Annotated in this window: 19 protein-coding genes, 2 tRNA genes and 1 other RNA gene; 7 read left to right on the forward strand and 15 right to left on the reverse strand. The window is 39.1% G+C overall.

The features are described 5' to 3' along the window. Nucleotides 1–170: 170 nt before the first annotated feature. Together SOS22_RS09645 and SOS22_RS09650 are read right to left on the reverse strand one after the other, a co-directional pair. Nucleotides 171–1,445 (reverse strand): cytosine permease, encoded by a 1,275-nt coding sequence (locus tag SOS22_RS09645; protein WP_320597045.1) that lies wholly within the window; start codon nt 1,443–1,445, stop codon nt 171–173. Between the two features lie 160 nt (nt 1,446–1,605). Next, nucleotides 1,606–2,721: a PucR family transcriptional regulator gene (locus SOS22_RS09650; protein ID WP_320597046.1), complete on the reverse strand. Its 1,116-nt coding sequence runs from the start codon at nt 2,719–2,721 to the stop codon at nt 1,606–1,608. 165 nt (nt 2,722–2,886) lie between these two features. On the opposite strand from SOS22_RS09650, the gene SOS22_RS09655 reads away from it, so the two are divergent. Beyond that, nucleotides 2,887–3,564 carry a cysteine hydrolase family protein gene (locus SOS22_RS09655; protein WP_173447112.1) on the forward strand — a complete coding sequence of 226 codons (678 nt, stop codon included), beginning with the start codon at nt 2,887–2,889 and terminating at the stop codon, nt 3,562–3,564. Here the strand turns inward: SOS22_RS09655 and SOS22_RS09660 are convergent. The 5 genes from SOS22_RS09660 to SOS22_RS09680 all read right to left on the reverse strand — a co-directional run bounded on the left by SOS22_RS09660 (nt 3,561) and on the right by SOS22_RS09680 (nt 8,486). Continuing rightward, nucleotides 3,561–4,046, reverse strand: a complete 486-nt coding sequence (locus SOS22_RS09660) for a peptidylprolyl isomerase (protein ID WP_320324578.1) — start codon at nt 4,044–4,046, stop codon at nt 3,561–3,563. The genes SOS22_RS09655 and SOS22_RS09660 overlap by 4 nt on opposite strands. Before the next feature lie 14 nt (nt 4,047–4,060). Then, a complete protein-coding gene (locus SOS22_RS09665; RefSeq protein ID WP_320324579.1) occupies nt 4,061–4,993 on the reverse strand; it encodes a magnesium transporter CorA family protein in 933 nt (310 codons plus the stop codon). A 56-nt stretch (nt 4,994–5,049) separates the two neighbouring features. Further along, nucleotides 5,050–5,380: RNase P RNA component class B (rnpB, locus tag SOS22_RS09670), an RNA gene on the reverse strand. 14 nt (nt 5,381–5,394) lie between these two features. Continuing rightward, the gene (locus SOS22_RS09675) at nt 5,395–5,877 is read right to left on the reverse strand and encodes a DivIVA domain-containing protein (protein ID WP_320324580.1); all 483 of its coding nucleotides are present in this window, start codon (nt 5,875–5,877) and stop codon (nt 5,395–5,397) included. A gap of 62 nt (nt 5,878–5,939) precedes the next feature. After that, nucleotides 5,940–8,486 carry an ABC transporter ATP-binding protein/permease gene (locus tag SOS22_RS09680; protein ID WP_320597047.1) on the reverse strand — a complete coding sequence of 849 codons (2,547 nt, stop codon included), beginning with the start codon at nt 8,484–8,486 and terminating at the stop codon, nt 5,940–5,942. 133 nt (nt 8,487–8,619) lie between these two features. Between SOS22_RS09680 and recU the strand changes: the two genes are divergently transcribed. Beyond that, on the forward strand, nt 8,620–9,228 hold the full coding sequence (gene recU / locus SOS22_RS09685) for a Holliday junction resolvase RecU (RefSeq protein ID WP_320324582.1): 609 nt from the start codon (nt 8,620–8,622) through the stop codon (nt 9,226–9,228). Continuing rightward, nucleotides 9,209–11,569, forward strand: a complete 2,361-nt coding sequence (locus tag SOS22_RS09690) for a transglycosylase domain-containing protein (protein ID WP_320324583.1) — start codon at nt 9,209–9,211, stop codon at nt 11,567–11,569. Before recU ends, SOS22_RS09690 begins: the two co-directional genes overlap by 20 nt. 34 nt (nt 11,570–11,603) lie before the next feature. Here the strand turns inward: SOS22_RS09690 and SOS22_RS09695 are convergent, their stop codons facing one another. From SOS22_RS09695 to SOS22_RS09710, 4 genes are all read right to left on the reverse strand, one after another. Beyond that, nucleotides 11,604–11,765 (reverse strand): hypothetical protein, encoded by a 162-nt coding sequence (locus SOS22_RS09695; protein ID WP_173447119.1) that lies wholly within the window; start codon nt 11,763–11,765, stop codon nt 11,604–11,606. Nucleotide 11,766: 1 nt separating this feature from the next. Beyond that, on the reverse strand, nt 11,767–12,309 hold the full coding sequence (locus SOS22_RS09700) for a nitroreductase family protein (RefSeq protein WP_320324584.1): 543 nt from the start codon (nt 12,307–12,309) through the stop codon (nt 11,767–11,769). 109 nt (nt 12,310–12,418) lie between these two features. Then, nucleotides 12,419–14,797 (reverse strand): hypothetical protein, encoded by a 2,379-nt coding sequence (locus tag SOS22_RS09705; RefSeq protein WP_320597048.1) that lies wholly within the window; start codon nt 14,795–14,797, stop codon nt 12,419–12,421. Next, the gene (locus SOS22_RS09710; RefSeq protein WP_320597049.1) at nt 14,781–16,889 is read right to left on the reverse strand and encodes an efflux RND transporter permease subunit; all 2,109 of its coding nucleotides are present in this window, start codon (nt 16,887–16,889) and stop codon (nt 14,781–14,783) included. Before SOS22_RS09710 ends, SOS22_RS09705 begins: the two co-directional genes overlap by 17 nt. A 162-nt stretch (nt 16,890–17,051) precedes the next feature. On the opposite strand from SOS22_RS09710, the gene SOS22_RS09715 reads away from it, so the two are divergent. Beyond that, the gene (locus SOS22_RS09715) at nt 17,052–17,663 is read left to right on the forward strand and encodes a TetR/AcrR family transcriptional regulator (RefSeq protein WP_320324587.1); all 612 of its coding nucleotides are present in this window, start codon (nt 17,052–17,054) and stop codon (nt 17,661–17,663) included. On the opposite strand, the gene SOS22_RS09720 is transcribed toward SOS22_RS09715, so the two are convergent. Beyond that, nucleotides 17,650–18,570 carry a calcium/sodium antiporter gene (locus tag SOS22_RS09720; RefSeq protein WP_320597050.1) on the reverse strand — a complete coding sequence of 307 codons (921 nt, stop codon included), beginning with the start codon at nt 18,568–18,570 and terminating at the stop codon, nt 17,650–17,652. The genes SOS22_RS09715 and SOS22_RS09720 overlap by 14 nt on opposite strands. A gap of 100 nt (nt 18,571–18,670) precedes the next feature. Between SOS22_RS09720 and SOS22_RS09725 the strand changes: the two genes are divergently transcribed. Further along, nucleotides 18,671–18,745: transfer RNA gene (locus tag SOS22_RS09725), tRNA-Asn, on the forward strand. A gap of 13 nt (nt 18,746–18,758) precedes the next feature. After that, nucleotides 18,759–18,833 (forward strand) — tRNA-Asn (locus tag SOS22_RS09730). Between the two features lie 134 nt (nt 18,834–18,967). On the opposite strand, the gene SOS22_RS09735 is transcribed toward SOS22_RS09730, so the two are convergent. Then, complete coding sequence (locus SOS22_RS09735; RefSeq protein WP_320597051.1) at nt 18,968–19,216, reverse strand: type IIL restriction-modification enzyme MmeI; 249 nt, start codon at nt 19,214–19,216, stop codon at nt 18,968–18,970. After that, on the reverse strand, nt 19,147–21,753 hold the full coding sequence (locus SOS22_RS09740; RefSeq protein ID WP_320597052.1) for a DNA methyltransferase: 2,607 nt from the start codon (nt 21,751–21,753) through the stop codon (nt 19,147–19,149). The genes SOS22_RS09735 and SOS22_RS09740 overlap by 70 nt, the downstream gene beginning before the upstream one ends. 383 nt (nt 21,754–22,136) lie before the next feature. Between SOS22_RS09740 and SOS22_RS09745 the strand changes: the two genes are divergently transcribed. After that, the gene (locus tag SOS22_RS09745; protein ID WP_320597053.1) at nt 22,137–24,140 is read left to right on the forward strand and encodes a GGDEF domain-containing phosphodiesterase; all 2,004 of its coding nucleotides are present in this window, start codon (nt 22,137–22,139) and stop codon (nt 24,138–24,140) included. A gap of 208 nt (nt 24,141–24,348) precedes the next feature. Here SOS22_RS09745 and SOS22_RS09750 read toward each other — a convergent pair whose 3' ends face one another. Beyond that, nucleotides 24,349–25,686, reverse strand: a complete 1,338-nt coding sequence (locus SOS22_RS09750) for an MATE family efflux transporter (protein WP_320597054.1) — start codon at nt 25,684–25,686, stop codon at nt 24,349–24,351. Nucleotides 25,687–25,824 lie beyond the last annotated feature (138 nt).

Consider the following 25,824-nt stretch of genomic DNA (forward strand, 5'->3'; position numbering starts at 1 on the left):
GTCGATGAAGATGAGCTAAAGCATAATCTTGAACTGATGAATAATCGGCCACGAAAGTGCCTTGGCTATAAGACACCAAATGAAGTTATGAACGAAACAGACTCACATACATCGTGTTGCACTTAATTTGACAATTCATCATGAAAAAAAGCTGCCTTGGATAAGACAGCTTATACATTTTCAGATATGATCTTGGTATTTTTTACATTTCTGATTTTTTCGATCCATAAAGACAAACCAGCTTCCATTAAAAAAGCAACAAGAATACTATTTACTTGACCAATGCCAAAGGAAAGATAATTAGCCGCAATACCAAGTCCCCAAGCCAGGAAAGCTTGCCATTTGACTTGAGGGATCATTCCCCCATCTAGTGATGGATAGCCGTTTCGATATGTCACGAGATAATCGGCAATGAATACACCACCTAAAGCCGGGATGGTGGTGGCTAAAAAATTGATGAATTGACCAAAATAATTGTAGAATCCCAAGACTGCGCCTAAGGTGCCTAAGGCTCCAAAGCCGATGACCAGATACTTTCGATCGATCGATAAAGTATTTCCTAACGATAACGAACCGGAATAGACACATCCTTGAGCCGTCGACCAAATATTGAGGATCATGACAAGAAAAGCTGGAGCCAATAATCCTTGGGATGCCAATACATAGGTAATATCGGAATAGCCAGTGGCAATAGCACCAACTGCACCTAAAATGATCATTAAGGGATTGGCCAACATCATCGCTATAAACATGATGATCAAAGTCTGTTTCTTATTTTTCGCAAATCGTAAAACATCCGGGGTAAAAGAAACTGCGCCACATACAAAGGAGCCAATCGCAAGCGAAACCAAGGTATTGAAGGAAGCTGGATTTTTGGGTTGGATTGCAAATAAAGCATCCATTCCACCGGTACTTTTCACACTCAGAACAATGGATAGGATTCCAAAGATCAAGACCAATGGCACCGCAATATCACTAAGCTTTGACATCCAGGACATACCAAATAAGGCGGTCGTGGTCATCGCAATACCAGCCAATATGGCAATCGGAATAATGGGTAAAAAAGAAAATAAGGCATGAGAAGCTTGTCCAATCATATAGGCATCCACAGAAAACCATCCAATCAAGGTCACAACGATCATCAAAGAAATGATATGGGATCCTAAGGAACCAAATGCATAGCGGCAGAGCTTGCCAAACGTCAACCCAGTTTTTAAGGCAATCAGTCCCATAAAAGAACCGAGGATCAATAAGATCACACTGCCCACGGCCAATGCTTGTAACAAGGTCGCAAAATCGGTAGAAATTCCCATCGTACCGCCTACTTGCATACCGGTAACCACAAAGACGTAGCCAATCCAGACAACACAAATTTCTAAAAAACCTTTTCTTTGTGATAGGGGTACAGCTTGTTGGGTAAATTCCACATCTTTTTTCTCATCCATAGCATTCACTCTCCTTTCGAAAACAAAAAAAGCCATAAAATGAATTTTCATTTTATGACTTCTTTGCCTGCTTTTCTTTGGATATTTGCATATTAGCATACAAAAAATGAGTTGTATATGGATAGATTGTATGTATTTTTTATGGTTCTTTATAGATATTTTACCCATAATACTTTCTAAGATTCATGACATTCATAATTTCGCGACGAGCATTGAAATTATTGAGATCCACATCCAACAACACGGCAATCTTTTCCAATCTTTGAAGTAACGTATTTCGATGAATAAATAATTTTTGACTGGCTTTTGCCACATTAAAATTACATTCTTGATAGACATTCAACGTTTCAATCAAATCAATCGAATGATGTGTCTGATATTCTTGTAAAGGTGCTAAAAAATCCATGATATATTGTTTGATATTATGGTCATTATCAACATCATCCAATAATGTCAATAAACCGAGTTCATCATAAAAAAGAATCTGTTTTTCTTTTGTGACCATCAAATAACGCAATGCACGCAATGCTTGATAATAGCTATTTTGATACTTCATCAGATTTGTACAAACATCACCAATTCCAATATATACATCTTCTGTTGCTAGAAGACTTCGCAACTGATTTTTGAGTTGTTTCTTTTCGCAATAGGGATAAAACACGATAAGATGTTCATTTTGTTCTAGATACAAAATTCTTTTATCTTCACAAAAACGTTTCTTTAATGCATCATATCCTCCTTCCTTTTGAAAGACCATACATTGATGGGGACTCCGAAGATCATATCCATAATAATCGGTTTGTTGGAGAATCTGTCCGGGATTTACATTCGCAAATAAAATATTTCGCATGATATCCATGATGGTTGATTCTTTTCTTTCTTCGCGAACAATAAAGTCATAGACCGTATTTAAGATTGGACCAAATGGAACATCCCAAGAAAGTGTAAAAATGGGAAGTTGATATTGGTTGGCAAGATCAATGGCTTCTTGTGGAATCTTAGGTATAAAGGTTTGACTGATTTCAAAGGCGATGCATGCTGCATTGGCTTTGTTCGCATTTTCGATCACCTGCAACATATTTTCTTTTTGATCCAGGCCTAAGCCTACCCCATTGATCAATAGAAATTCACCGCCGCCCATCCAATCGGAAAAGTTCATCAATTGGGCAATATTGGGTCTGGTCACAATACGATAGAGTCCTTGTTTACCGGCCACAAATTCTAAATGGTTGTGCTTAAAAAAATCCAGATTCATGATATCTTCAACTGTAGCCATAGAAGACCCTCCTTTTTTGCATTGTATAATTTAACCATAATTTGTCAATGATAGATAGATACTTTATACATTGTCAAAGGGAAACTTTCCGATTATGCTAAAAACATCAAGACAAAGAAGTCATTTTCCAGCATGACTTCTTTTTTATTTTGAGGAGGTTAGAACATGAGTAAAAAATATTGGGAATGGCAACCATCGTTTTCGATTCGTTCCGAAGACACTGCTTTTTTGATCGTGGACATGCAAAAGGGATTTGTCGATGAAGGAAGTTGTTTAGAAGTACCTATGGCACGCACCCAAGTAAAGATAATTCGTGACTTTCAAAATTTTTGTCATCGATATCAAATTCCCGTTTATATGTCCGTCTTTGCGCAAGGACCAGACTATTGTTACGATTTTTATTGGCAAAAGAACAAAGAACGAGGTCTCATCAATGCCAAAGGCGAATATAAATTTAAGATTGGCAGTCCTGAATGTGAGATCACCGATGCCTTAGCACCCACCCTTTCCGATACGATATTTACCAAATATGGCTATGATTGCTTTGCTCATACGGATCTAGAAACTTGGTTAAAGAAGCAAAATATCAAAACGTTGATCATTTGTGGTACAGTCGTCAATTGGTGTGTGGACAGCACGATTCGCAGTGCCTATCACAAAGACTACAACGTCGTCGTAATGGCGGATGGAGTCAGCGGTTATGATCATGCCGGAGCAAGTGGACAACAATGGGTCGATATGGAATTGGATCTATTCGGTGAAGGGTTTGCTCGTGTACTTCAAGAAACGGATCTAAAAAAAGAGATCGAAGCAAATAAAAAGAAGGAGGAGGACTCCTTCTAATCGATGATTTCAATGGTCTTGATCTTTTGTTCTTGTTTCGGGCGATCCATCCAATCGGTTGGTACCGAAGCGATCGCATCCAATACATCAAACCCGCTCGTTAATTTGCCAAATGCGGCATATTGACCATCCAGATGAGGAGCATCTTGATGCATGATAAAAAATTGCGAACCAGCCGAATTGGGATCCATGGTCCGTGCCATTGACAATACTCCACGGGTATGTTTGAGATCGTTGTCAAATCCATTGGCACGAAATTCTCCCGGAATCGTATAGCCTGGACCACCCATTCCGCTTCCTTCAGGATCGCCACCTTGGATCATAAAGTCTTTGATGATGCGATGAAAGATCAAACCATCATAAAAATGCTTTTGGATCAAGTCAACAAAATTTTGTACTGTTTTTGGGGCGATGTCTGGATACATTTCAAATTCCATGATATCGCCATTTTCCATTGTGATTTTTCCATTAATTACATTCATATTTTTCTTTCCTTTCATTTAAATCGCTTACTACTTAATAACCAGATCAAAGATCCCACACAAAGAAGAACCGAGATCAAAGTTGGGAACCAAACATAAGGAAGTGGCAAGCGAACATTCATACCGTAGAAGGCATAAACAATATTGGGCAACGATAAGACAATGGTCACGATGGCCAATAATTTCATGACCTTGTTCATATTGTTCGAAATGATACTGTTGTATGTTTCTCTCATTTGCGACAAGATGCCGGAATAGATATTACACATCTCGTTGGCCTGATTCATTTCGATCATGACATCTTCCCATAATTCTTCGTCTTCTTCATATAATTTGATTTGTTTGCCTCGATGAATCCGATTCAATGTCGTTTCATCGGATTTTAAAGAAGTTGAAAAATACACCAAAGATTTTTCAAGTCCTAATAAGCGTAAGAGTCCATCGTTATCCAGATCTTCTTGTAGGTCTTGTTCCGTTTGGGTCGATAAACGATCAATTTGACGCAGACACATCAAGAAGCGTTGGGAAATATATAGACACAGCGTCAATAAAAAGCGGGTCTTTAAGCGCGTATCGACAAATTTACCCAAATGACGGCGTAAGGCATTGATGCTCCAGCTTTCATACAAAGAAATCGTAATGACATAGCCATGCATCAAGATCACCCCCAATGGGCAAGTGAAATATTCATTGGCTCCTGTATCGATGCCTTTCATGCTTGGATAGTCAATAATGACCAGGGTTTGTTCCAGATCATCATCATAATCGATATGGGATGATTCTTCCTCATCCAGACTGGATTGAACAAATTCAGGTAAGACACCGACATGATCGGTCAAAAACCGTTTTTCTTCCATGGATGGAGCCACGCAATTGATCCAACATCCTCGTTCTGGCATCTCTAATTGTTGGGTGCCTTCTTCTGTTGTTTTAAAGTATTCGATCACGATGGACTCCCTCCTTTCAAAAAAAAGAGCAAGGGCAAACCTTGCTTATTCTCTCAAATGCATAAGCCATGTTCTGTATATGCAGCCATTTATCTATATCTTTCGATATCCAGCCATCCTTTTGATTCATTCTGGCCGACTCCCCTACCAAATTTGGGTTTCTCGCTTGTGGGGTTTACCCGTTCCACCTCGAATGTTTCCATTCGAACTCGTCTCTGTGGCACTTTCAAACTTGTTTCCATAGTTTCCCTTAGGATCAAAGTTGCCGTCAATTGAACTGATTCAACTGCCTAGACTTATTGATTCATCTAGCACAAACACTACGATCATCTCAGATCGTGCGAGCATGGACTTTCCTCTAGCTATTGCCAGCGACTGCGGATTTAAGAGTTGAATTCATTTTATTGTTGTTCCACTTCTTTGGGTTGAGCAACAGCAGCTGGCTGTTCTTGTACCGGTTGTGGTTCCCCTTTTTCATGGGCTTGATGTTGCGCCGTATTGTTGTTTTTGCGTTTATTTTTTGGACCACGATAGCCGCTATTATAGCGATTGTTGTGGAATACCGCTTGTTCCAAACGACTGATTCGTTTTAAAATATCCACTTGGTCACTATTGTTGGCAGCCACCATGCCACTCTTCATTTGATCGCGCAATTTACGATTGTCTGTATTTAATTCGACGATTTTCGCCTGCAACTCATTGATTTTTTGTTCATAACGAGTAATGGCCTGCGACAATTCCTCGATTTTTTCATCATATTCCTGATAATCTTCGATGACTTGATCCAAGAATTCATCAACTTCTGCTGGTGCATATCCTTTTAGGTCGACATGAAACTCTTTGGAATATACATCTTGAGCAGTTAAATTCAAGTTGTTTGCCATATATTCATTCCCCCAATACTAATACACATTATGCCTTTTTAAAGCTAAAAAATCAACCCACATTATTCGGATCGTAAGGCTTCGACCGGATCTTTTTTCGATGCGATTCGCGCTGGGATCAAACCGGCCAATACGGTCAATCCCAAACTGATCAAGATCAAGATCAAACCGCCTTGCCAAGGCAATCGCGCAATGTTGGCAATCTTTGTTTTCGAATAAACAATGGAACTGATTGGAAAATTCAACAATAGCGTGATCACGATGCCCATGATGCCTGAGGTCAAACCAATAATAAAGGTTTCCGCATTGAATACACGAGAGATGTCTCGTTTCGAAGCACCCATAGCGCGTAAAATACCAATTTCTTTGGTCCGTTCTAAGACTGAAATATAGGTGATGATACCAATCATGATGCTGGAAACGATCAAGGAAACACTCACAAAGCCTATCAAAACATAGCTAATCAGATCAATGACACTAGTGACGGATTTCATCATGGTACCGACCACATCATTATAGGTAATGACATTTTTGGTCTTTCCGACCTTCTTTTGTTGCTCATTGTACTTCGTGATCAGGGCACTCACTTTTTCTTTCTGATCAAAACTGGATACATACAAATTGATGGAGCTTGGATCATCTGGATCCATATATCCTAATTTTTTCATATTGGCATCATACGTTGCGTTCGCATTTTCCGACATGGTTTGTGCATAGGCCCACATGTCCGATTGAGACAAACCTGCCATTGCGCTAATATCACGGCTTTGTTGGGTGCCAAATGCTTGGCCCGTAAATACATTGGTTTGTGGACTGCTTTTTTGTTCTTGATAAATTTGTGATTGTTCACATTGCTGTGCAACATATTTCTGCATGGCCGATGTATAGTAAACCCCACCATAGAATTGTTGATTCGCCGTTGATTTTTTCGGCCGAATAATGCCCACGACCTTCACTTCTTTGGATTTCGCAACAATCTCTTTTAATGCATTTTCATCTTGTGAAGCATCGATCCAAACGGCATTTCTTTTTTGATACAAATCGGTATTCAAGACCAATCGGAAGGAAGTATTCAATAATTCATCCTTCGTATAGGTTGGCATCGTTGTGGTTGGCATCTTATCGGTATTTCCGGCAATAAAATCCTGATAGGCATTGACCAGATCATCTTGATTCATCAAGCCTAAAGAATAAAGCGCATAATCACTAATTTCATTGTTTTGATCCACTGCCAAAACGACTTCATTTTCATTACTGGCCCATTTTCCCCCAATCAATTCGAATTCATCGTCTCGCAGCTTTTGACTATCGGGCAGTTTCATCCATACCGATTGGCCGGAGCTATTGCCACTCAATTGCGAAGTCGCCGATAACATTTCCGACATTCCCAAACGTTGCAACAAGCCATTCGGACTGACTTGAACTAAGCCCGATTGAGTCTTTTCATTGTAGACTTGTAAAGGCAGGTCATATTCATATTCAATCGCTTTGGTCGCTTTTTGAAAGGCTTTGCCATCCGCACTTTCCAAATAGGCCTTAAAGGCAGATAAATTGTTCTTTTTGGAACTGGATACCGAATCCAAGATATCCTTGACCATTGGCTGAGTATGAATTTTACCATCCTTGTTGGTCTTGGTCTTTTGCATATTCATCATGGTTGAAAGCATAACGGACATATCGGTCGAATAATCTTGGATCTCGATGGGATAACTGGACATGGTATCATTTTCTACGCGATCAATATAGAGTTGCATTCCATTGGATAACGATAAGACCAAAGCGATTCCAATGATCCCAATGCTACCGGCAAAAGCGGTCAATAAGGTCCTGGCTTTTTTGGTCATCAAATTGGTCATACTTAAGGCCAAGGCGGTTTTAAAAGACATGGAAGGACGTCGTTGATCATCCGCGTGGGGATGGATCTCGGTTTCATCCACCGGTTGGGAATCCGACTGTACTTGGCCATCAAACAAACGAATGATCCGGGTCGAATAATCTTGAGCCAAGGATGGATTATGTGTGACCATGATGACCAACTTATTTTTTGCAATTTCTTTTAAGAGTTCCATGATCTGCACACTGGTTTCAGAATCCAAAGCGCCAGTTGGCTCATCGGCCAAAACAATATCTGGATCGTTGATCAAAGCTCGAGCAATGGCAACTCGTTGCATTTGGCCACCCGACAATTGGCTTGGCCGTTTATGGATCTGATCGGATAAGCCTACTTTTTCTAAGGCTTGAATGGCTCTTTCTTTTCTTTCTTTTTTTTCTACACCCGTCAGTGTCAAAGCCAATTCGACATTGGCCAAGACCGTTTGATGCATGATCAAATTATAACTTTGAAAGACAAAGCCAACATGATGGTTACGATAGGTATCCCAATCTTTTTCACTATACTCTTTGGTTGATTTTCCATTGATCACCAAATCACCCGATGTATAGTGGTCCAATCCGCCTAAGATATTAAGAAAAGTTGTCTTACCACAACCACTTGGGCCTAAAATCGACACGAATTCATTATCACGAAAGGTCAAGGATACATCCCGTAAGGCATGAACGACCTTGTCCCCACTTGGATAGTCTTTGATGATATGTTTGCATGTAAGCATAAGTTTCTCCTCTAATAAATTTTTTAATTATACCATTAATTTCAAAAATCAAAATATACAGATGGGCTTTACTATCTATATCATAACATGGCAAAGATTGAATGTTCGTTCGTTTTCAAGTATAATCAATCTGATGAGTACAATCAAATATCCAAACGGGACAAAACATGTCCAGATGGGTTCGACTTCGGATCATCATAGTGGTCGCGGTATGCGTTTAGAAAATGATCTAAATGATTCCAATGCCTATTATCGAACCGTTGATCGGGCTTTGATCTACAAAAAACCAACCCCTATTCAAGTGGTGCGAGTGGATTATCCCAGCCGAAATCGAGCAAAGATTGTCGAAGCGTATTATCGAACACCGTCAACAACGGATTATAACGGCGTATATCGAGGTCGATATATCGATTTTGAAGCCAAAGAAACCCGAAATAAAAAGAATTTTCCTTTATTTATGGTACATCCCCATCAAATTGAACATTTAAAAAAAGTGCATGTCCATGGGGGCATTGGTTTCTTTCTGATTCGATTTACTGCTTATGACTGTACGTATTTGGTTGATTCAGAAATCTTGATCCATGAAATTGAGACGATGGATCGGCGATCCATTCCTTATACCTGGTTTGAACAATATGGACATCCGATCCATGAAGGTTATCAACCTCGTCTTGATTATCTATCGATCGTAGATACACTCTATTTTAAGGAGGAAGGTCATTATGAAAAAACACAGAAGTAATGACACACAAACGCCGAAGAAAATGAGGCGGCGCCTAGATATATGGAATAAGATCGCGGTTGTGATCTTGACCTTATTCTTAGTTGGCTGTATTTCTGTTTTCTTTGTATTGGTCAATATCATCAATGATCCAGAAGGTATGCGCTTTAGTCAAGATGGCTTACAAGCCATGTCCAATTCCAGGATCTATGATACCAACGGCAAGATGATTTATGAATTTGGTTCTGAAATTCGTGATGATGTGAAATATAAAGATATCCCACAATCGGTCATTGATGCTTTCCTTTCGATCGAGGACTCTCGTTTCTTCGATCATAATGGATTTGATTTGCCACGATTCTTATCGGCGGCTATTACCGATTTACGATCGGGTGGATTTGCCCAAGGTGGTTCCACATTGACCATGCAGATGATCGATAACTCATTTACCAAAAACCAAGAAGACAAGATCATCAAAGAAAAAGGATCCCTGAGCAAATTTGACCAGGTCAAATTAAAAGTGCAAGAAATCTACTTATCTTTGATTGCGGAACAATCAGTCAGCAAAGAAAAAATCTTTGAATATTATGTCAATCGAATCTGGTTTGGTTCGGGAAATAATACGCGTGGTATCCAAAAAGCGGCTCAATACTACTTTGGCAAAGACATCCAGGATGTCAACTTGGAAGAAGCAGCTTTCTTGGCGGGTTGTATCAATGCACCGGGTCAGTACAATCCTTTAGCGAATAAGACCGATCCGGATACCGATCACTTGAAATCGGGTCAGAATCGACGAAATGCGACATTGGACCTGATGCTGGCACATGGATATATCTCCCAAACCGAGCATGATTTGGCTGTCAATACCAATTTGGCCTATGATCTAAAAGAAGAAGATACGACCTCGGATGCGGAAGATCCAAATGAAGCCTATATTGATATGGTCATTCAAGAAACACAAACCTTGACGGGACAAGATCCAGCCGTTATTCCGATGGATATTTATACGTCTTTGAATACCAGCGTACAAAAAGAAGCCGATAAGATTTGTAACGGTGAAGTCGTTACCTTCCCGAATTCGTATTTTGATGTCGGATTCAGCATCATTGATAACACCAATGGTGAGATCTTAGCGGTAGGACCGGGACGAACGTATCACACCGATTCGGTCAAGACCAACAACGCAACCGATCGAAAACAGCCCGGATCTTCCATGAAGCCTTTATTGGCTTATTCTTCAACATTTGACTTATTGGGTTGGTCTACCGAACACACGGTCAATGACCAGAAGAAAGACTATTGGAAAAATGGTTCGTATGTATCCAACTCCGATGGTACCTTCTCCGGTAATATTTCGTTGGCGTATGCATTGGGTGTTTCCAAAAATACCACAGCGGCAGCTGCGATGTTGGATCTGATCGATGCCAAAGGCTACAACTACTGGATCAACTTCTGTAAGAAACTTGGCTATGACGATGATGTAGCGGAAGATTTCACGGAACAATATGCGATCGGTGGTGGCAGTATGTATGCCAGCCCTGTCCAACAAGCCAATGCGTATTCTATTTTTGCGAATAAAGGAAATCGTGTCGATGCTCATACGGTGCGCAATGCGATTCGTCGAACTGACAATAAAGAGTTCAAGACCAATGCGCAAACGACCAATGTCATTAGTGAAGATGCAGCCTTTATGATGAGTTTCTTATTGTATAAAGTCGTTCATGGCGGCTATCAAAACTTCAACGAAAAATTGACGAGTGATTATCCGGTATATGGTAAATCCGGTACTTCCGACTGGGGTACCAGTGGTTTAGCGTATGGCATTCCACAAGGTTCAATTCGTGATGAATGGTCGCTTGGATATACATCGCAATTTACGATTGCGACGTGGTCGGGTTACCCGCGTAAATATGAGCAACAAGGCTACTACATTCCAACATCACAAGTAAGTGGTTTTACCCAGGCTTTTGATATTTCGCATTATATGTTGGATTATTGTAAAAAATATGGAACCTATAAGAGCATCCCACAAACGCCAGGGGTAACGAAATATGGTTCAGGATGGATCGAAACCAAATATGCTTCCCAAGGAGATAAAGGAGCCACAGCGAATGATCCGACTTCTTCGAGTTCTTCTTCGTCGTCGAGTTCATCTTCCAATGAGGAATCGAGCAGTAGTTCATCGACCCAGTCGCAACAATCAACAACGACAGAAACACAAGATAACAACAATACCTATACCGAAGAAAATGGTTCTGGTGAAGTGACCGATGATACCAATGATCAAACCGATTATAGTAATTATGGTGGCTTCTTCTTCACCAATAAAAAATCGTTGTTCAATCTCTTTGATTGGCTATAAAAAAAGACCACGTAGCATGCTACGTGGTCTTTATTTATTGTTTATCTTGTAAAGCAGCATAGACTTTTTGAAAAAGAATCGCAAAGCCATAGGTCGTAATAAAATAGAAGATCCAATTGTGTGTCAGTATGCCGAGAAAGCCACCAACAAACACACATAAACAAATCCAAATGGAGGGTTTCACATACTTGGGCATCTTATTCTCCATCCACATACGTAATGATTTCGGATACTTCTTTTCGTTTCGGTGCGGTTGGATGTATATCCGGAATACCTAAGGCAATGACACTGGTGATGATCTCATCCGCAGGAATTTGGCATTGTTCACGTAGAATTTGTTCATCACGAATTCCCATGACGATTGTTCCAAAGCCCATATCATACGCTTTTAACAATAGATTTTCAGTGGCTAGACCATTATCATAGAAGCCCCAGCCATTCCCTACTTCATTATCTGGTGAGCCATTTTGCATAAAGCCAGATCGATCTTTCTTAAATGTCATCACAAATAGAGCCGCCGCATGAATGGTATGATGAGCATTTCGTTCGGGCAGACCCGCACGAATCTTATTCATGCCTTCTTCACTTGTGGCAACATAATATCGAGCTGTTTGTGAATTCTTCCAAGAAGGGGCCATTTGACTCGCATGGACCAATTCTTCCATTTGATCTTTTGTGATCGAACCTGGTTTAAATTTACGAATACTTCTTCGTTGTTCTAATACATCTTTTGTATTCATGTTCGTATCCTCCTGCATTCATTCAACCACGCTATGAAAAAAAAAACAAGTTTGACATCATCCCCATCCTATAGAAAAAGACGGTGTAACTACACCGCCTTGATCACATTTATTTTGAAGTTCGCAATACATAATTGACTTTACTTTCGGCACCTTCTGGTTTACCGGCAAAGTTATCGTTTTCTTGCGTTAATTCTTTGATGTCATTGAAGACATTCGTTAATTTTTGAACTTCTTCATCGGTCAAATCGGCCATTTCTTCCAATGGTTTCATGGCTTCTTCATTGAATTGTTGCTCACCCGAATACAATTGAGAGGCACCATCATTCAATTGCGTAAAGGCCGAATCCAATTGTGTCAATCCTGAAGCCATTTCTTGAAGTTTGCCTTGTTGGCTGGCTAATTGACTGGTTCCAGAAGTTAATTGATCAGCGCCATTATTCAATGCGGAACTATTGGCGTTCAATTGATCAATACCACCATTCAATTGGTCGATACCGCTCTTGGATTGACTTTGTAGTTGTGATAAACCACCATCCAATTGTTTGATACCTGCCACCAATTGTTGCGAACCCGCATGTAGCTTTTTAATTCCAGTTGATAATTGGTTCAAGTCCAATTTTGTATTGGTATTTTTCAATAAAGCCGACATTTGATCCAAACCTTTTTGGCTGGTCGCAATGTCTTTCTTCAGATCCGTTAAGGTATCATTGGAATCAGAAATTGTCGATTGCATGCCACTCATGGTCTTACTTAAGGTTGTAAATAAGGTATTCAAATTATCAAAATCCGATTTGATCTTGCTTAAGTTATCTAAGGTCTGCAAGTTTAAATTATCGGCACTAATATGATCGATCGTACTAATCGTAGCCGACGATGCTTGGGCGGATTGTAAAGCCGTGATCTGCGCATTGATCTGTGCTTTGGCATTTTCATCATCCGTATTGGCTGCTGCGTTTTGTAAAGCCGTGATCGAACTGCTATATGCTGTATTGATACTTGAATTGGCCGCATTGATCTGCGTATTGGTTGCATCGATCTTGGCATTGATCGAATCCACCGTGCTATTGATCTTGGTTTGATCACCTTGTAGGATTTGTTGATCGGTACCGAGTTGGGTCAATACATCGGTGGCCAAACTAGATAATTGTTGTTGCGCTGCTTGCAAGCCTGCCATGCTTTGTTGGGCCTTGGCCAAGTTCTCATCCAATGTCTTCAATTGTTCTTGGTCATTGGAAACCATCTTATCCATGGCGGATAATTGTTGGTTGGCTGTATTCAATTGTTGTTGTAGCTTACTGATTTGATCCGGATCGATCTGACTATCCATTTGTGCTAAGCCAGCTTCCAATTGTTCGGCTCCCGAAAGCAAGGTTTGTGGACTGTTACCAGAAACACCGGCTTGAACTTGCGCCACCCCATTTGGAATGCCATATAACTGATTGGCACCAGCTTTTAGCACACTGACACCATTGGTATATTGATGAATGCCACTAGCCATCGTTTGGGCGCCATCATTCAATGTTCCCAAGGCACTGCTTAATTCCAACACACTGCCTGAAGCACTGGTCAATGGAGCGGCTTGACTCTTTAATTGGGTCGTTCCTTCATACAATTGTTGCGCACCACTTTCCAATTGATCGGAAGCCGATACGATTTGCGAAATATCACCAGCTAAATCAGGAATATTGCTTGTCGTCAATTCCTTTAGATCAAAATCACTGGAAATACCAATCATGATATCGCCTAAGTCAAAGTTTTCCACATCGGCTTCAATCGTACAGTCATCACTGGCTTTTAATTGATTGACAACTTTATCCAAACCGGCACTTTCCAATGTATCGGCTAGGCCTGGAACACTGGCAAAGGCCAATACTTGGTTGGATCCATCATTCATGACTTTACCACTGGAACAAGTGACATTGGAATAATTTCCGGTTTTTAGATTCAAGATTCCACCGGCTAAATAGCCTGGATGAACGATTACACCATCGGATGTTGTTTTAGAAATCAAGTTGGTGAAGTGAACATTGATCTTCATATGGCCAGATTTGCCTTCCATTTGTTTGGCACTCATCGTTTTGCCATCCATCGAATAGGTAATGTTGACTTTGACTGGCAAAGCTTTATTGGTGGATCCTTGATAATAGACATCATCGCCTTTGGCATTCCATGTATAGGTATTGCCATTTTTGATTGGATCTTCATCCGTCTTGATATTTTCGACATGTTTCAGATCCAGATCTTCTTTGATGTTATGGATTCCATCCCCATCGTGTAACCAACTCGATACAATGGTACTCGATACGGTTCCATCTGGATTCACAACGGCATATACGGTTTCTGTTTTCTGGGTTGGGTTCGCATCGGTATTACTTTCAGCAAAAACCGGAGCTGTAAACATACTACCTGCCATCGTGGCACTGACCAAACAAGCCCCCAATGCTTTTAATGTCTCCTTGCGGATTCCTCTATTCTTCGTCTTCACTTGAGATCCTTCCTTCCTCTACTTGACCTACTGGCCATCCTTTTGTCGTTTTTTCAATAAATTTATGACATAACAATAATAATGATGGTAAAACAAATAAGATACATGCCACACTGATCAAAGCCCCACGGGCCAACAATAAGCACATACTTCGTAATAAATCCATCTTGGCAAAGATACTTACACCAATACATGCGGCAAAGAAACTAAAGCCCGATGTCAAAATCGATGTACATGTATGTTTGATGGAGGATCCAATCGCATGTTTGACATGTTTTCCTTTGGTTAATTCTTCTTTGAAACGTGATGTCATCAAGATAGCATAATCAACCGTAGCTCCCAATTGGATCGTACCAATAACGATACCGGCAATGAACGGTAAGACCGTACCGGTAAAATATGGAATACCCATATTAATGTTGATCGCATATTCGATCGTTGCGACCAGAATGATAGGTAAGGCAAAGGATTTAAAGGTAAAGACAATGATCACAAAAATCAAAATAATGGATACAATGTTGACCATTTGGAAGTCAATATTCGTGATATTGATCAAATCATCTTCCAATTTACCTTCGCCACCGATCACGGCTTTTTTATCATATTTATGAATGATCGTATCGATCGCATTCAATTGTTTGGTTTGTTTGCTGGTAGCAGGTCGATAATCGCTATTGACGATCAAGAGTCGTTTGCCACCATTGTTCAAGATGTCTTTCACGGCTTGTGGTTCAAAGGAAGATGGTACGCCAGGACCGACAAATTCTTCATAGGCCAAGACATTGGTGATGCCATCCACTTTCTTGATTTCTTTACAGATCTTTTGTACATCTCGAGTCTTGACTGAATCATCCACTAAGACGAAATGGGTCGTTGTCATATCAAAGTCTTTTTTCAATTGATTGGTACCAATGACCGATTTAAAGGATTGTGGCATATTGGCAACCAAATCATAGTACGATTGCGTATGTGCTTGCGCATAGACCATTGGTGCAAAGGAAAGGAAGAAAACCGCTAAAATGGCTTTATGATGATTGATGATCCAAGCTGGTAATTTCACCATTGGACGAATCAATACTTTATGTTTCTTCTTTTCGATTTGTTTATCGAAGATCATCAACAAACTTGGTAATACCACGATCGTTGAAATAACACCCAAAATAACACCTTTGGCCATGACCAAACCAATATCGCGGCCCAATGTCAATCGCATGGCACACAAAGCCATAAAACCAGCAATGGTCGTGATTGAAGAAGAACTGATCGAAACAAAAGTGGCTTGAATAGCCTTGCTCATGGCTTCTTCATTATCACCTGGATGTCGTAGTTTTTCTTCTTGGTAACGATGCAACAAGAAGATGGAATAGTCCATCGTAACAGCCAATTGTAAGACCATGGCCAAGGCTTTGGTGATATAGGAAATTTCACCGAAGATGATGTTGGTACCAAAGTTATATACAATCGGGAACACAATCCCTAACATAAATACAAAAGGTGCAAAGTTGCTTTCCAAACCAAGCCACAAGACACAAAGAACCAGCACAACAGCTACCGCTGAATAGATTGGCATCGAATGATCTAGATCTTCCTTGATATCTTCGGACATGGCCGACATACCACCTAAGAAACAATCCTTATCCGCTACTTTTTTGATGTTGGCAATCGCATTCATCGTTCGTGTCGATGAGGTTCCCTCATCAAAAGTGATGATCATCATGGTTGAACCCTTATCCGAATACAACATTTTTTGTAAGCTATCCGGAATGGCTTCTTTTGGAATCGTGACATCTAAGACATCATCACGCCAATATACTTTTTTTACACCGTCAATCTTTTTGATCTCATTTTTCAATTTGACGACATCTCGATCTTTCATGCCATTGACGACAAGTTCATCCACACTGGCTAGATCAAAATCATCGCCAAGGATCTTTTGTGCCTGCATGGATTCAACATCACTTGGCAAATACGATAATAAATCATAATTGACACGTGTGTTCAGATATCCAAATATACTTGGAATCAGTAAAATAATCGCCAGAATCAGAATCTGGTTACGAAATTTTACAATGAATCTGGATAATTTTTCCATATCGCTTCCCCCGTTTTCGTTGAATAGTATAGAGCTACTTTGACCATGAGTCAATTTTTATATCCACTTTTTATCCACTTTTTAGACAATTTTGGACATATAACTAAAATAATTGACCAATGGTTCAGGTTTCTTTATAATACGTGTGACGAAGGTGAAGAAATGAAATCCAAAATTTTGGAAAATAAGAAACAAAAAGAAAATAAATTATTGAAAAGTGCATTTGATTTATTCACAACAAGAGACATCGATACGGTCACCATTTCGGAAATTGCCCGGCATGCCGGTGTCGCCAAAGGAACTTTTTATTTATATTTTAAAGATAAAGATCAAATTCGAAATATCTTGATTTCACGAGAATCGCGGCGAATTTTCTTAAATGCCCAAAAAGCACTGGAAGAAAATGACATTCGTGGTTTTGAAGATGCCATTATCTTTATGATCAATCATATCCTCATGGAATTGAAAAAAAATCGTTCCATCTTGGCTTTCATTGAAAAGAATCTTTCCTGGGGCATCTTTTCAGATTATGTTCAAAATGCATTTGCAGATGATGAATTGCATATAAAGAATGATTTTATTCAGTTAGCCAAAAAAAACCACTACCAGTTTAAAGATCCAGAAGTGGTCATGTATATTATCATCGATATGGTAGGAAGTACTTGTTATTCCAGTATCATCAACAACAAGCCTCTGCCCATTGATCAATATAAACCCTATTTATTTGATGCCGTACGCGCTATCTTGCGTACCGGCAAAACTAACGAAAAATAATATAAATCAGATAGACGACATAGATGACGACAAACAAAGCCCCTTTGGAACGCGTCATCTGGTCGTCTTTTTTGGCAATCCAAAGGGTAAAACAAGCCACGACAACTAAGATCCAGGCATCCATGATATTTTCTGTTAAAGCCGCAATCGGCGATAAAACACTGGAAACACCCAAAATAAAAATGATATTCAAGATATTCGAGCCAATGGCATTTCCTAAAGAAAGGCCGCTCTCCCCTTTTCGGGCTGCTACAATACTGGTCATCAATTCTGGCAAAGATGTACCAATCGAAACAATGGTCAAACCAATCAAGGTATCCGATAAGCCCAAGAGTTGCGCAATTTTGGTTGCACTATCGACAACCAGATTTCCACCCAAGATAATAGCAGCAATGCCAACAACGATATAAACGATGCTCATCGGTGCACTTAACGTTTTAGCATTCTCTTCTTGGGTTCGATTTTGCATGGCACTCCTAATCAAAGTGCCAATATACATAACCAATAACACCAATAGGATCAAGCCTTCCCAGCGATCCAAATACCCATTGATACTGACAAAAACAGCTAATAAAAACGATACAAACAAATTGATCTTCAAATCCCGACGAACAATATCTTTATCCATGATAAATGGTGTGATCAAAGCCGATGCACCCACAACGACCAACGTATTAAAGATATCTGAACCCACCACATTGGATATAGCCAATTCGTTGTTGCCAACCAAGCCAGCCGTAATGGAAACCGAAGCTTCTGGTAAGCTTGTCCCCAGTGCCACAATGGTCAAACCAATAATGACCGATGGCACCTTTAACATCCGTGCCACCGATGAAGATCCATCCACAAACCAATCGGCACCCTTCACCAAACAAAGCATACCAACGATCAATAACAAGATAGTCATAATTTCACCTCAATATGTATTTAGTGTAGCATAAAAATCATCAATAAAATGGTTGCAATAAAAAAATGGTCATGGTATCATAGAAAAGCACTAAGCAGATGCCTCCATAGCTCAGCGGTAGAGCGTCCGGCTGTTAACCGGCAGGTCATAAGTTCGAATCTTATTGGAGGCGCCACTTTTATTTTAGTGCCTCCATAGCTCAGCGGTAGAGCGTCCGGCTGTTAACCGGCAGGTCATAAGTTCGAATCTTATTGGAGGCGCCAGTATGATCAATAAACATCTCAGATTTTCATGGGATGTTTTTTATTACATATAACAATTACAAAAAGGTGCAACCCAATTGTCGCACCTTTATACCGATCTTGTTTGTTGTTCATCATAATTCAATTATACAAAATCAATTTGATCCCTTTTCTTCTGTTAACTTTTGATACATTTTCATCAATTCACTAACAACCTCAGACTCCGACATATCATAATGAAATCCATATGCATCCATGACAGCTTTATCATTTTCTTGATGAGCTTTCACAAGTTCTGGATACATCCATTCGTTATCCGGATCATACATCTCCGCTAATGAACTATCCGGATATAAGGAACGAGCATCAAGTATAGCCTGTGCAGTTCGGATGGAGTAGGCCATGGAAAGTTATTATAGACATTTTTAACCGAATATCTATAATCAGACTTCAATCTTCCCGCAACCACACGCATCCAATTATTATGAATAGATGATGCTAATACCCCAAACATTAATAAACTAGCATCCGGCATAATAATATTAGCATCACTCGCAATAGTATGGTAATCCATATAACCAATAGGTATATATTCCCGTCTTTCTGAAGAAACACGAGGAATAATCAAGTAATTAGATTTTGGCTGCCGTATTTCTCCAAATAACCAGGGAGTGCTAGCCAATTTTTTGGTTGCTATTCTATCACTACCCTTTCTAATTTCTTTTACCATTTGAACTCTATTATAAATTGGAGGTATTGCTTTAATTTCAAAGGTTTCAATATCTGTAAGCCACAAACAATATCTTATTTTGTTGTGCAAAAATTCTTCAGATCCAACTATTGGTTTAAACATTTTCTTTGAATCTGGATATTTTTTTGTTATTTCAAGCATCTCATTCTCAGAATAGTTGCTTAATAATCCTTTATCATTAGGCATACTCCCAAAACTCGCTTTGCTAACATTACACAAGGGAATTGATTTATTTTCGATAAATACATCTGGTGCATCCATAAGATATCCATTTATATTTTCTGCATATTGATATTTTTCACCGGTAAAAATACGTTTTTTTCTACTATTAACAGCAACACTAAAGCCGATAATAACACAATGAACATGTGCTTTTATATGCGCTTCACTATCCCATCGAAATGTACGATAAGCAAAATCGAAATGTAATCCTTTTTCAAAAAGCGGTTTCCATAAATTTGCTACTGCTTCACCCTGCGTAACAGAATTCGTAGAAACCAACGCTCCACGAATATTAGTTTCAGCCATCATTTCCATTGATTTTTTGTACCAGCAGGAAACATAGTCTAAATTTCCAACATGCTTCCATTTCTTTCCAAAAATACTAAGAACATCATTCTTTTGATCAACTGACATTAATCTGGCACCAATAAATGGTGGATTTCCCATAATGTAATTTAGTTCACTTGCTGGTATCACGTCATTCCAATCCATTCTTAAAGCATTACCTTCAATGATGTTTGCATTGGTTTTCAATGGTAAGAATTCATAATCTGTCATCATGATCAGTGATGTTTCATCCATCATTTGAGATTCTGCTATCCATAATGCTGTTTTGGCAACAGTGACTGCAAAATCATTAATTTCAATTCCATAAAATTGATCAATATTTACTTTAATAGGATTAAAATCTTCCTCCGATGCATATAAATCAAATTGATTTTTATTAATGATTGAAATAATTTTATTTTCCAATTTTCGCAAGCATAAATACGTTTCGGTCAAAAAGTTACCGCTGCCTGCTGCTGGGTCCAAAAAATATAAAGATGCCAATTTGTTCTGAAATTCTCGTAGGTGTGCATTACGTATTTTTTCACGTTTGATTTGCATGATTTGATTGAATTCATCTTTCAAATCATCTAAAAACAATGGATCAATGACTTTATGGATGTTTTCAATCGATGTATAATGCATACCACCTTTTCGTCGTGTTTCTGGATTCAATGTTGATTCAAAGACTGCCCCAAAGATCGTTGGGCTAATATCTGACCAATCAAACTCATCCGATGCTTGATCTAACAGCATAGTCCTTAATTCATCAGTGAATGGAGGTATCAATACGTTTTCATCCGCAAACAAGCCGCCATTTACATACGGAAATGCTTTAAGCTGTTCTGACAAATACGGATCTCTCTCTTCATTTTTTGTATTTAATACCTTAAATAAGGTTTTAAGTGCCTCTCGTATATTTTCTGCCGAATATTGAGAAAGATAGTCATGAAATTGATTTTTCTTTTCAAATAATCCTGCATCTTCGGCATATAAACAAAACACAAGTCGTACACATAACTTATTTAAATGCTCATACATTATTTTTTCGTCAAGAGGTGCCAATTTATATTGTTCTAACAAGGAGTCATAGAGTTTACCAACCAATTCACCAGCTTTTATTGATAATTCTTGTTCCTTAATCAAATGATGGTTTGTTTGTGAAACAAGAAAATTCATTTGATAGGCTTGTTTTGACAATTCACTTAATTCGATATGCAATGAATCTTTTTCTGGCACTGATTTATCCATGTCATAGATATAAAATTCTTTAAAATTACATGTAATGATCCATCTTGGTTTTTCCGATAATTTTAGATCATCACTGTATTGCTTTGCTTGCTGATATGCATTTAGATATAGTCCACCCGATTGTCTGATTGGTTTTAATAGATCTTTCGCTATATCTTTCTGTTCGATCATGACTAATGTACTAGAAATATAACCATCAATAAAATTGGTTGTATTCGTATGGGAATTCTTTACTCTTTTTTCAAAACTAATATATTCGGTTGGTTGTTTTACATCATAAACATTCTGCAATAAATCAATCCAAAATGATTGATTATCCGACTTTTCATTTCCTCTACCAGCCCATCTTTCTGCAAATTCTTTTGCTTCTCTTTTTTTGTTCTCTATCATTCATGCGAAATTTTCCTTACTATGTAATTATTATAGCAAATGTTGGTATCGATAAAACATCATACAGAACACTAGCTTTTTATGATTGTATTGTCTATCATGGTAAAAGATTAAATATGGATCTTATAAACAAATGATAGAGAAATATTTACATATACCTACTAGCATACATCGAATTTTGGTACTTCTTAGGATACTTGAATCCTATTAAACGAGTTGTTAGAATGTTTTTAGTGTTAAAATGTTTTCCAAAGTACCGGTCACAGGATATTGTCCAATACTTTCTTTATGCATTTTCTTTCGTATCAAAAGTAGTGGCATAGCCAATCGCAGTATTCGCACATCGGACAAAAGATGGACATTTTTTGAAGGGATGTGCTTTTATGCAAACGATTATAGACTGGTTATCACAATACTGGTATCGCAATTATACCGATATTCTGCAAGGAATTGTCTTTGCCGCCGTTACATTATTTCTCGTTTTTAAAGACACGGACAGAAGTACCAAAATCAAAAAATGTATTCTATCCTTTCTTGTCTCTTACAATACAGCTGAGATCATTTCCTATGCAACGTATGCTGGCTTCACTTCTTTTCTATCTATACAGGGGACTTTTCTGGATTTCTTACTTGCCTCAGGCTGCCTTTTATTACCGGTGTTTATTCTAATTCCGCTGTATGCAAAAGTACTTGCCATCCAAGGACCCGGTGCTGCTTTCTTGTATGCTCTTTTTTTCTGCTCCAATTGTTTAGCCATGTTACTTGCCCAGAGTGTATGGCAACGCATGTGTATCACAATTGCATTAAGCATTGCCCTAACATGGTACTTTCAACAGGAAATCCGCTATCTTTTTTTTGAAAAATCCATGCTTCAAATGGACCACCGATTTCAGGGAACTGCATATGCCTTTATGGTTCTGATTGGTGTGGAAGCCGAGCTTCCACGAATTGTGCTTGATGGCAGTCCAAATGGAGTCGTAAATGCACTTGCTTATGGGGTTTCCATAGCTGGTATTGCGCTTATTCTCTTCTTTGTATTTTTCATGAAATTCAACTTTTTTGCCATCATGAAGTATGAAAACTACATCCGCAGCCAGGACGAAGATAGCACCACTGGCGCAAAGAGCCTGACTTACTTGATTGAGCATGGAAGAGACATGATTTTAAAAGCACAAACCACAAATGAAGAATTTGCCGTTTTTTATACAAATCTTGAAAATCTTCACGATGTAAATATGATTCACGGTTATGATGCTGGTACCAAAATTCTTCAAAAGACAGCAGCACTTTTGGCTGCACAGTTCCCGGATGGCATCGTCGCTCGCGTATCCGGTTCCCACTTTGCCGGCATCATACCTCTTGCAAATATAGAAAACAAATTCAATCTAGCAGCTAAACAAATTGAGGGACTGAGCTTAGATGAAGCACTGCACCTAAAAGTTGGCATCTATCCCATCCCTGTGGCAACCCATACCACAAGACACGAAACGGAATTATCCTATGATGAGCTAACAACAATGGTGGATCTTTCCGCCTATGCAGTCCGCTACCAAAAGGATTCCCGACAAGTTGTGCAATATTTCGAAGAAGACCTCAAAAAACAGGAAGAAATTCGCTTACATGTCATAAGTAGCATAGACAAAGCCGTACAAAATCAATGGCTACGTGTCTACTATCAGCCCCTTATCCATATCCAAAGTGGAAAACCGGCCGGATTTGAGGCTCTATCTCGCTGGGAAGATCCTGTATATGGCCTGCTCACACCCGATAAGTTTGTTCCTTCGCTTGAAAATCTCAGATTGATCTACAAAGTAGACTTAAACGTCCTTTCCACCTATGGAAGAGAAATACAAAAAATTCAAAAAATTGGGTTGGAACCACTTCCCATTAGCTTTAATATCTCGCGAACCGATCTTGAATCTGGTATTGATCTCTATGGCGAAATCGAAAGAATTGTGAATGCACTTGCCATCGACAAAAACCTGATTCATATTGAAATCACAGAAAGTGCACTGAACGGCGATTCCCTTATCATGCCTCAGGCAATCAAACATTTCCATCGTATGGGATTTGAAGTCTGGATGGACGACTTTGGATCTGGTTATTCCTCCCTCAACGTTCTAAAAGATTATCCTTTCGATGTAATTAAGATCGACATGGAATTCATGAAAAAATTCGATGAGCGTTCCAAACAAATCGTGCGCTCCATCTGTGAAATGGCTACATCACTTGGTACTCGAACAGTAGCCGAAGGGGTAGAAACTAAAGAGCAGCTTCAATTCCTGCAACAAATTGGTTGCACCTATGCCCAGGGCTATCTTTCCAGCAAACCAAAACCTGTACAGGAATTCTTTAGCCTCCTACCAAAGCGCCCATCCAATTCCTAGTATGAACAGGCCGCCAAAATTATTGATAAGAAATGGGAATACAATACAGAATCGATTTTGAATTGCGGTTTATCAAAATGCACAAATCACTTCAGTGCCTATGATGACAAGTAAACGAGAGTGCAATCTAGACTGTGTAAGTTAGTTAGATGCGTACGGCTAACTAATGAAAACAGTTTAGATTGCACTCTATATATATTGACCCAATTCAATCACCATCAACCGACATATCGATTTTTGTCCTACCCATAAAATACCAACCATATCCTACTAGATCGGCTAAGAACCAACCAATGGGTATGGCCATCCAAATCCCTATTTCACCAAGGGTAGGTGCCAATGCATAAGCCAATAATACTCGAGTACCTAAGGAAAGAATGGTCAAGATCACTGAAATACCCGGTTTTCCCATTCCACGAAAATAGCCATAGAGAAGAAATAAACAGCCAATACCTATATAAAAAGTGCCTTCGATGTGTAAATAACGAATTCCACACCATAGGACTTGTGTTTCCTTGGCTTGCACGAAAAGTTGCATCAATGGTTGGGCAAACACAAAGACCAACAATGAGATCACGGCTGAAAAGAGGATGGTCATCGTTGTTGCGATTCGAAATCCTTGTTGTTGGCGATCGATTCTTTTGGCACCCTCATTTTGAGAAATAAAAATAGAAAAGGCATTCCCAAAATCTTGTACTGGTAAATACGCAAAGGTATCGATCTTTACACCAGCGGCAAAAGCAGCCATAGTTATTGGACCAAACGTATCAACTAGACGTTGAACCAACAAAATGCCAAAGTTCATACACGATTGTTGCAAACAAGTCATCAACGATAAGCCTAGCAAATCATGCAAGATCGTTGGGTCAAAGACCCAATCTTGCCGATGGAGAATGAACGATCGATACGTTTTCATATAATACATACTGATACCCGATCCGGATACATATTGTGCAAGGATGGTTGCGATGGCTGCTCCGGCAATGCCCCAATGAAAGCCAAGTACAAACAAAAGATCCAAACCAATATTCAATCCAGCCGATAGACCAAGAAAGACTAAAGGAATCACTGAATTTCCTATCGAACGTAACAAACACGAAAAAAAATTATAGATGGATACAGCCAACAAGCCCATGAAAATGATTTCTACATAGATGCGCATAGAATCATAGATGGCTTGTGGTACAGCTAAAAAATGAAGAATGGGATCCATCCATACATAGAGTGCTATATTCAATAGGATCGTAATCAAAATGATCAAACAAAATGCATGCAAGATACCTAATTGTAAACGATGGATATTTCCCCTTCCCCATTCCATTGAAAATAAGACACCGGCTCCCATGGATAGACCTAAGAAAATGGAAGTCAAAAAGGTCATCAACGCATAGGCCGAACCAACCGCTGCCAATGCGTTGCTGCCAATAAAGCGTCCCACGATCAATGTATCACTCAGATTATAGACTTGTTGCAACAAATCACCAAGAATCATGGGCAAGGCAAAAAGAAGCAATCCTTTTCGTATGTCACAAGTTGTAAGATCCATACTTTTCCTTCTTTCATTTCGAATACATATTATTTCTATTTGATATAATTTATATAGATTAATTTTCTATTTGAAATATATCACGTTCATTATGAAATTGCAATTCCATCAAACCTTGGTACAATAAAAGCAGAAAAG

Source organism: Absicoccus sp., from assembly GCF_034090965.1.
GTDB lineage: Bacteria > Bacillota_I > Bacilli_A > Erysipelotrichales > Erysipelotrichaceae > Absicoccus > Absicoccus intestinalis.

What these genes read in the sequence shown, in the direction of transcription:
- SOS22_RS09680 (WP_320597047.1), bottom strand. Translation starts at nt 8,486, where the DNA reads ATGCTTACATGCAAACATATCATCAAAGACTATCCAAGTGGGGACAAG.
- SOS22_RS09675 (WP_320324580.1), bottom strand. Translation starts at nt 5,877, where the DNA reads ATGGCAAACAACTTGAATTTAACTGCTCAAGATGTATATTCCAAAGAG.
- SOS22_RS09695 (WP_173447119.1), bottom strand. Translation starts at nt 11,765, where the DNA reads ATGCCCAAGTATGTGAAACCCTCCATTTGGATTTGTTTATGTGTGTTT.
- SOS22_RS09650 (WP_320597046.1), bottom strand. Translation starts at nt 2,721, where the DNA reads ATGGCTACAGTTGAAGATATCATGAATCTGGATTTTTTTAAGCACAAC.
- recU (WP_320324582.1), top strand. Translation starts at nt 8,620, where the DNA reads ATGAGTACAATCAAATATCCAAACGGGACAAAACATGTCCAGATGGGT.
- SOS22_RS09690 (WP_320324583.1), top strand. Translation starts at nt 9,209, where the DNA reads ATGAAAAAACACAGAAGTAATGACACACAAACGCCGAAGAAAATGAGG.
- SOS22_RS09710 (WP_320597049.1), bottom strand. Translation starts at nt 16,889, where the DNA reads ATGGAAAAATTATCCAGATTCATTGTAAAATTTCGTAACCAGATTCTG.
- SOS22_RS09655 (WP_173447112.1), top strand. Translation starts at nt 2,887, where the DNA reads ATGAGTAAAAAATATTGGGAATGGCAACCATCGTTTTCGATTCGTTCC.
- SOS22_RS09700 (WP_320324584.1), bottom strand. Translation starts at nt 12,309, where the DNA reads ATGAATACAAAAGATGTATTAGAACAACGAAGAAGTATTCGTAAATTT.
- SOS22_RS09745 (WP_320597053.1), top strand. Translation starts at nt 22,137, where the DNA reads ATGCAAACGATTATAGACTGGTTATCACAATACTGGTATCGCAATTAT.
- SOS22_RS09740 (WP_320597052.1), bottom strand. Translation starts at nt 21,753, where the DNA reads ATGATAGAGAACAAAAAAAGAGAAGCAAAAGAATTTGCAGAAAGATGG.
- SOS22_RS09735 (WP_320597051.1), bottom strand. Translation starts at nt 19,216, where the DNA reads ATGGCCTACTCCATCCGAACTGCACAGGCTATACTTGATGCTCGTTCC.
- SOS22_RS09715 (WP_320324587.1), top strand. Translation starts at nt 17,052, where the DNA reads ATGAAATCCAAAATTTTGGAAAATAAGAAACAAAAAGAAAATAAATTA.
- SOS22_RS09720 (WP_320597050.1), bottom strand. Translation starts at nt 18,570, where the DNA reads ATGACTATCTTGTTATTGATCGTTGGTATGCTTTGTTTGGTGAAGGGT.
- SOS22_RS09750 (WP_320597054.1), bottom strand. Translation starts at nt 25,686, where the DNA reads ATGGATCTTACAACTTGTGACATACGAAAAGGATTGCTTCTTTTTGCC.
- SOS22_RS09660 (WP_320324578.1), bottom strand. Translation starts at nt 4,046, where the DNA reads ATGAATGTAATTAATGGAAAAATCACAATGGAAAATGGCGATATCATG.
- SOS22_RS09645 (WP_320597045.1), bottom strand. Translation starts at nt 1,445, where the DNA reads ATGGATGAGAAAAAAGATGTGGAATTTACCCAACAAGCTGTACCCCTA.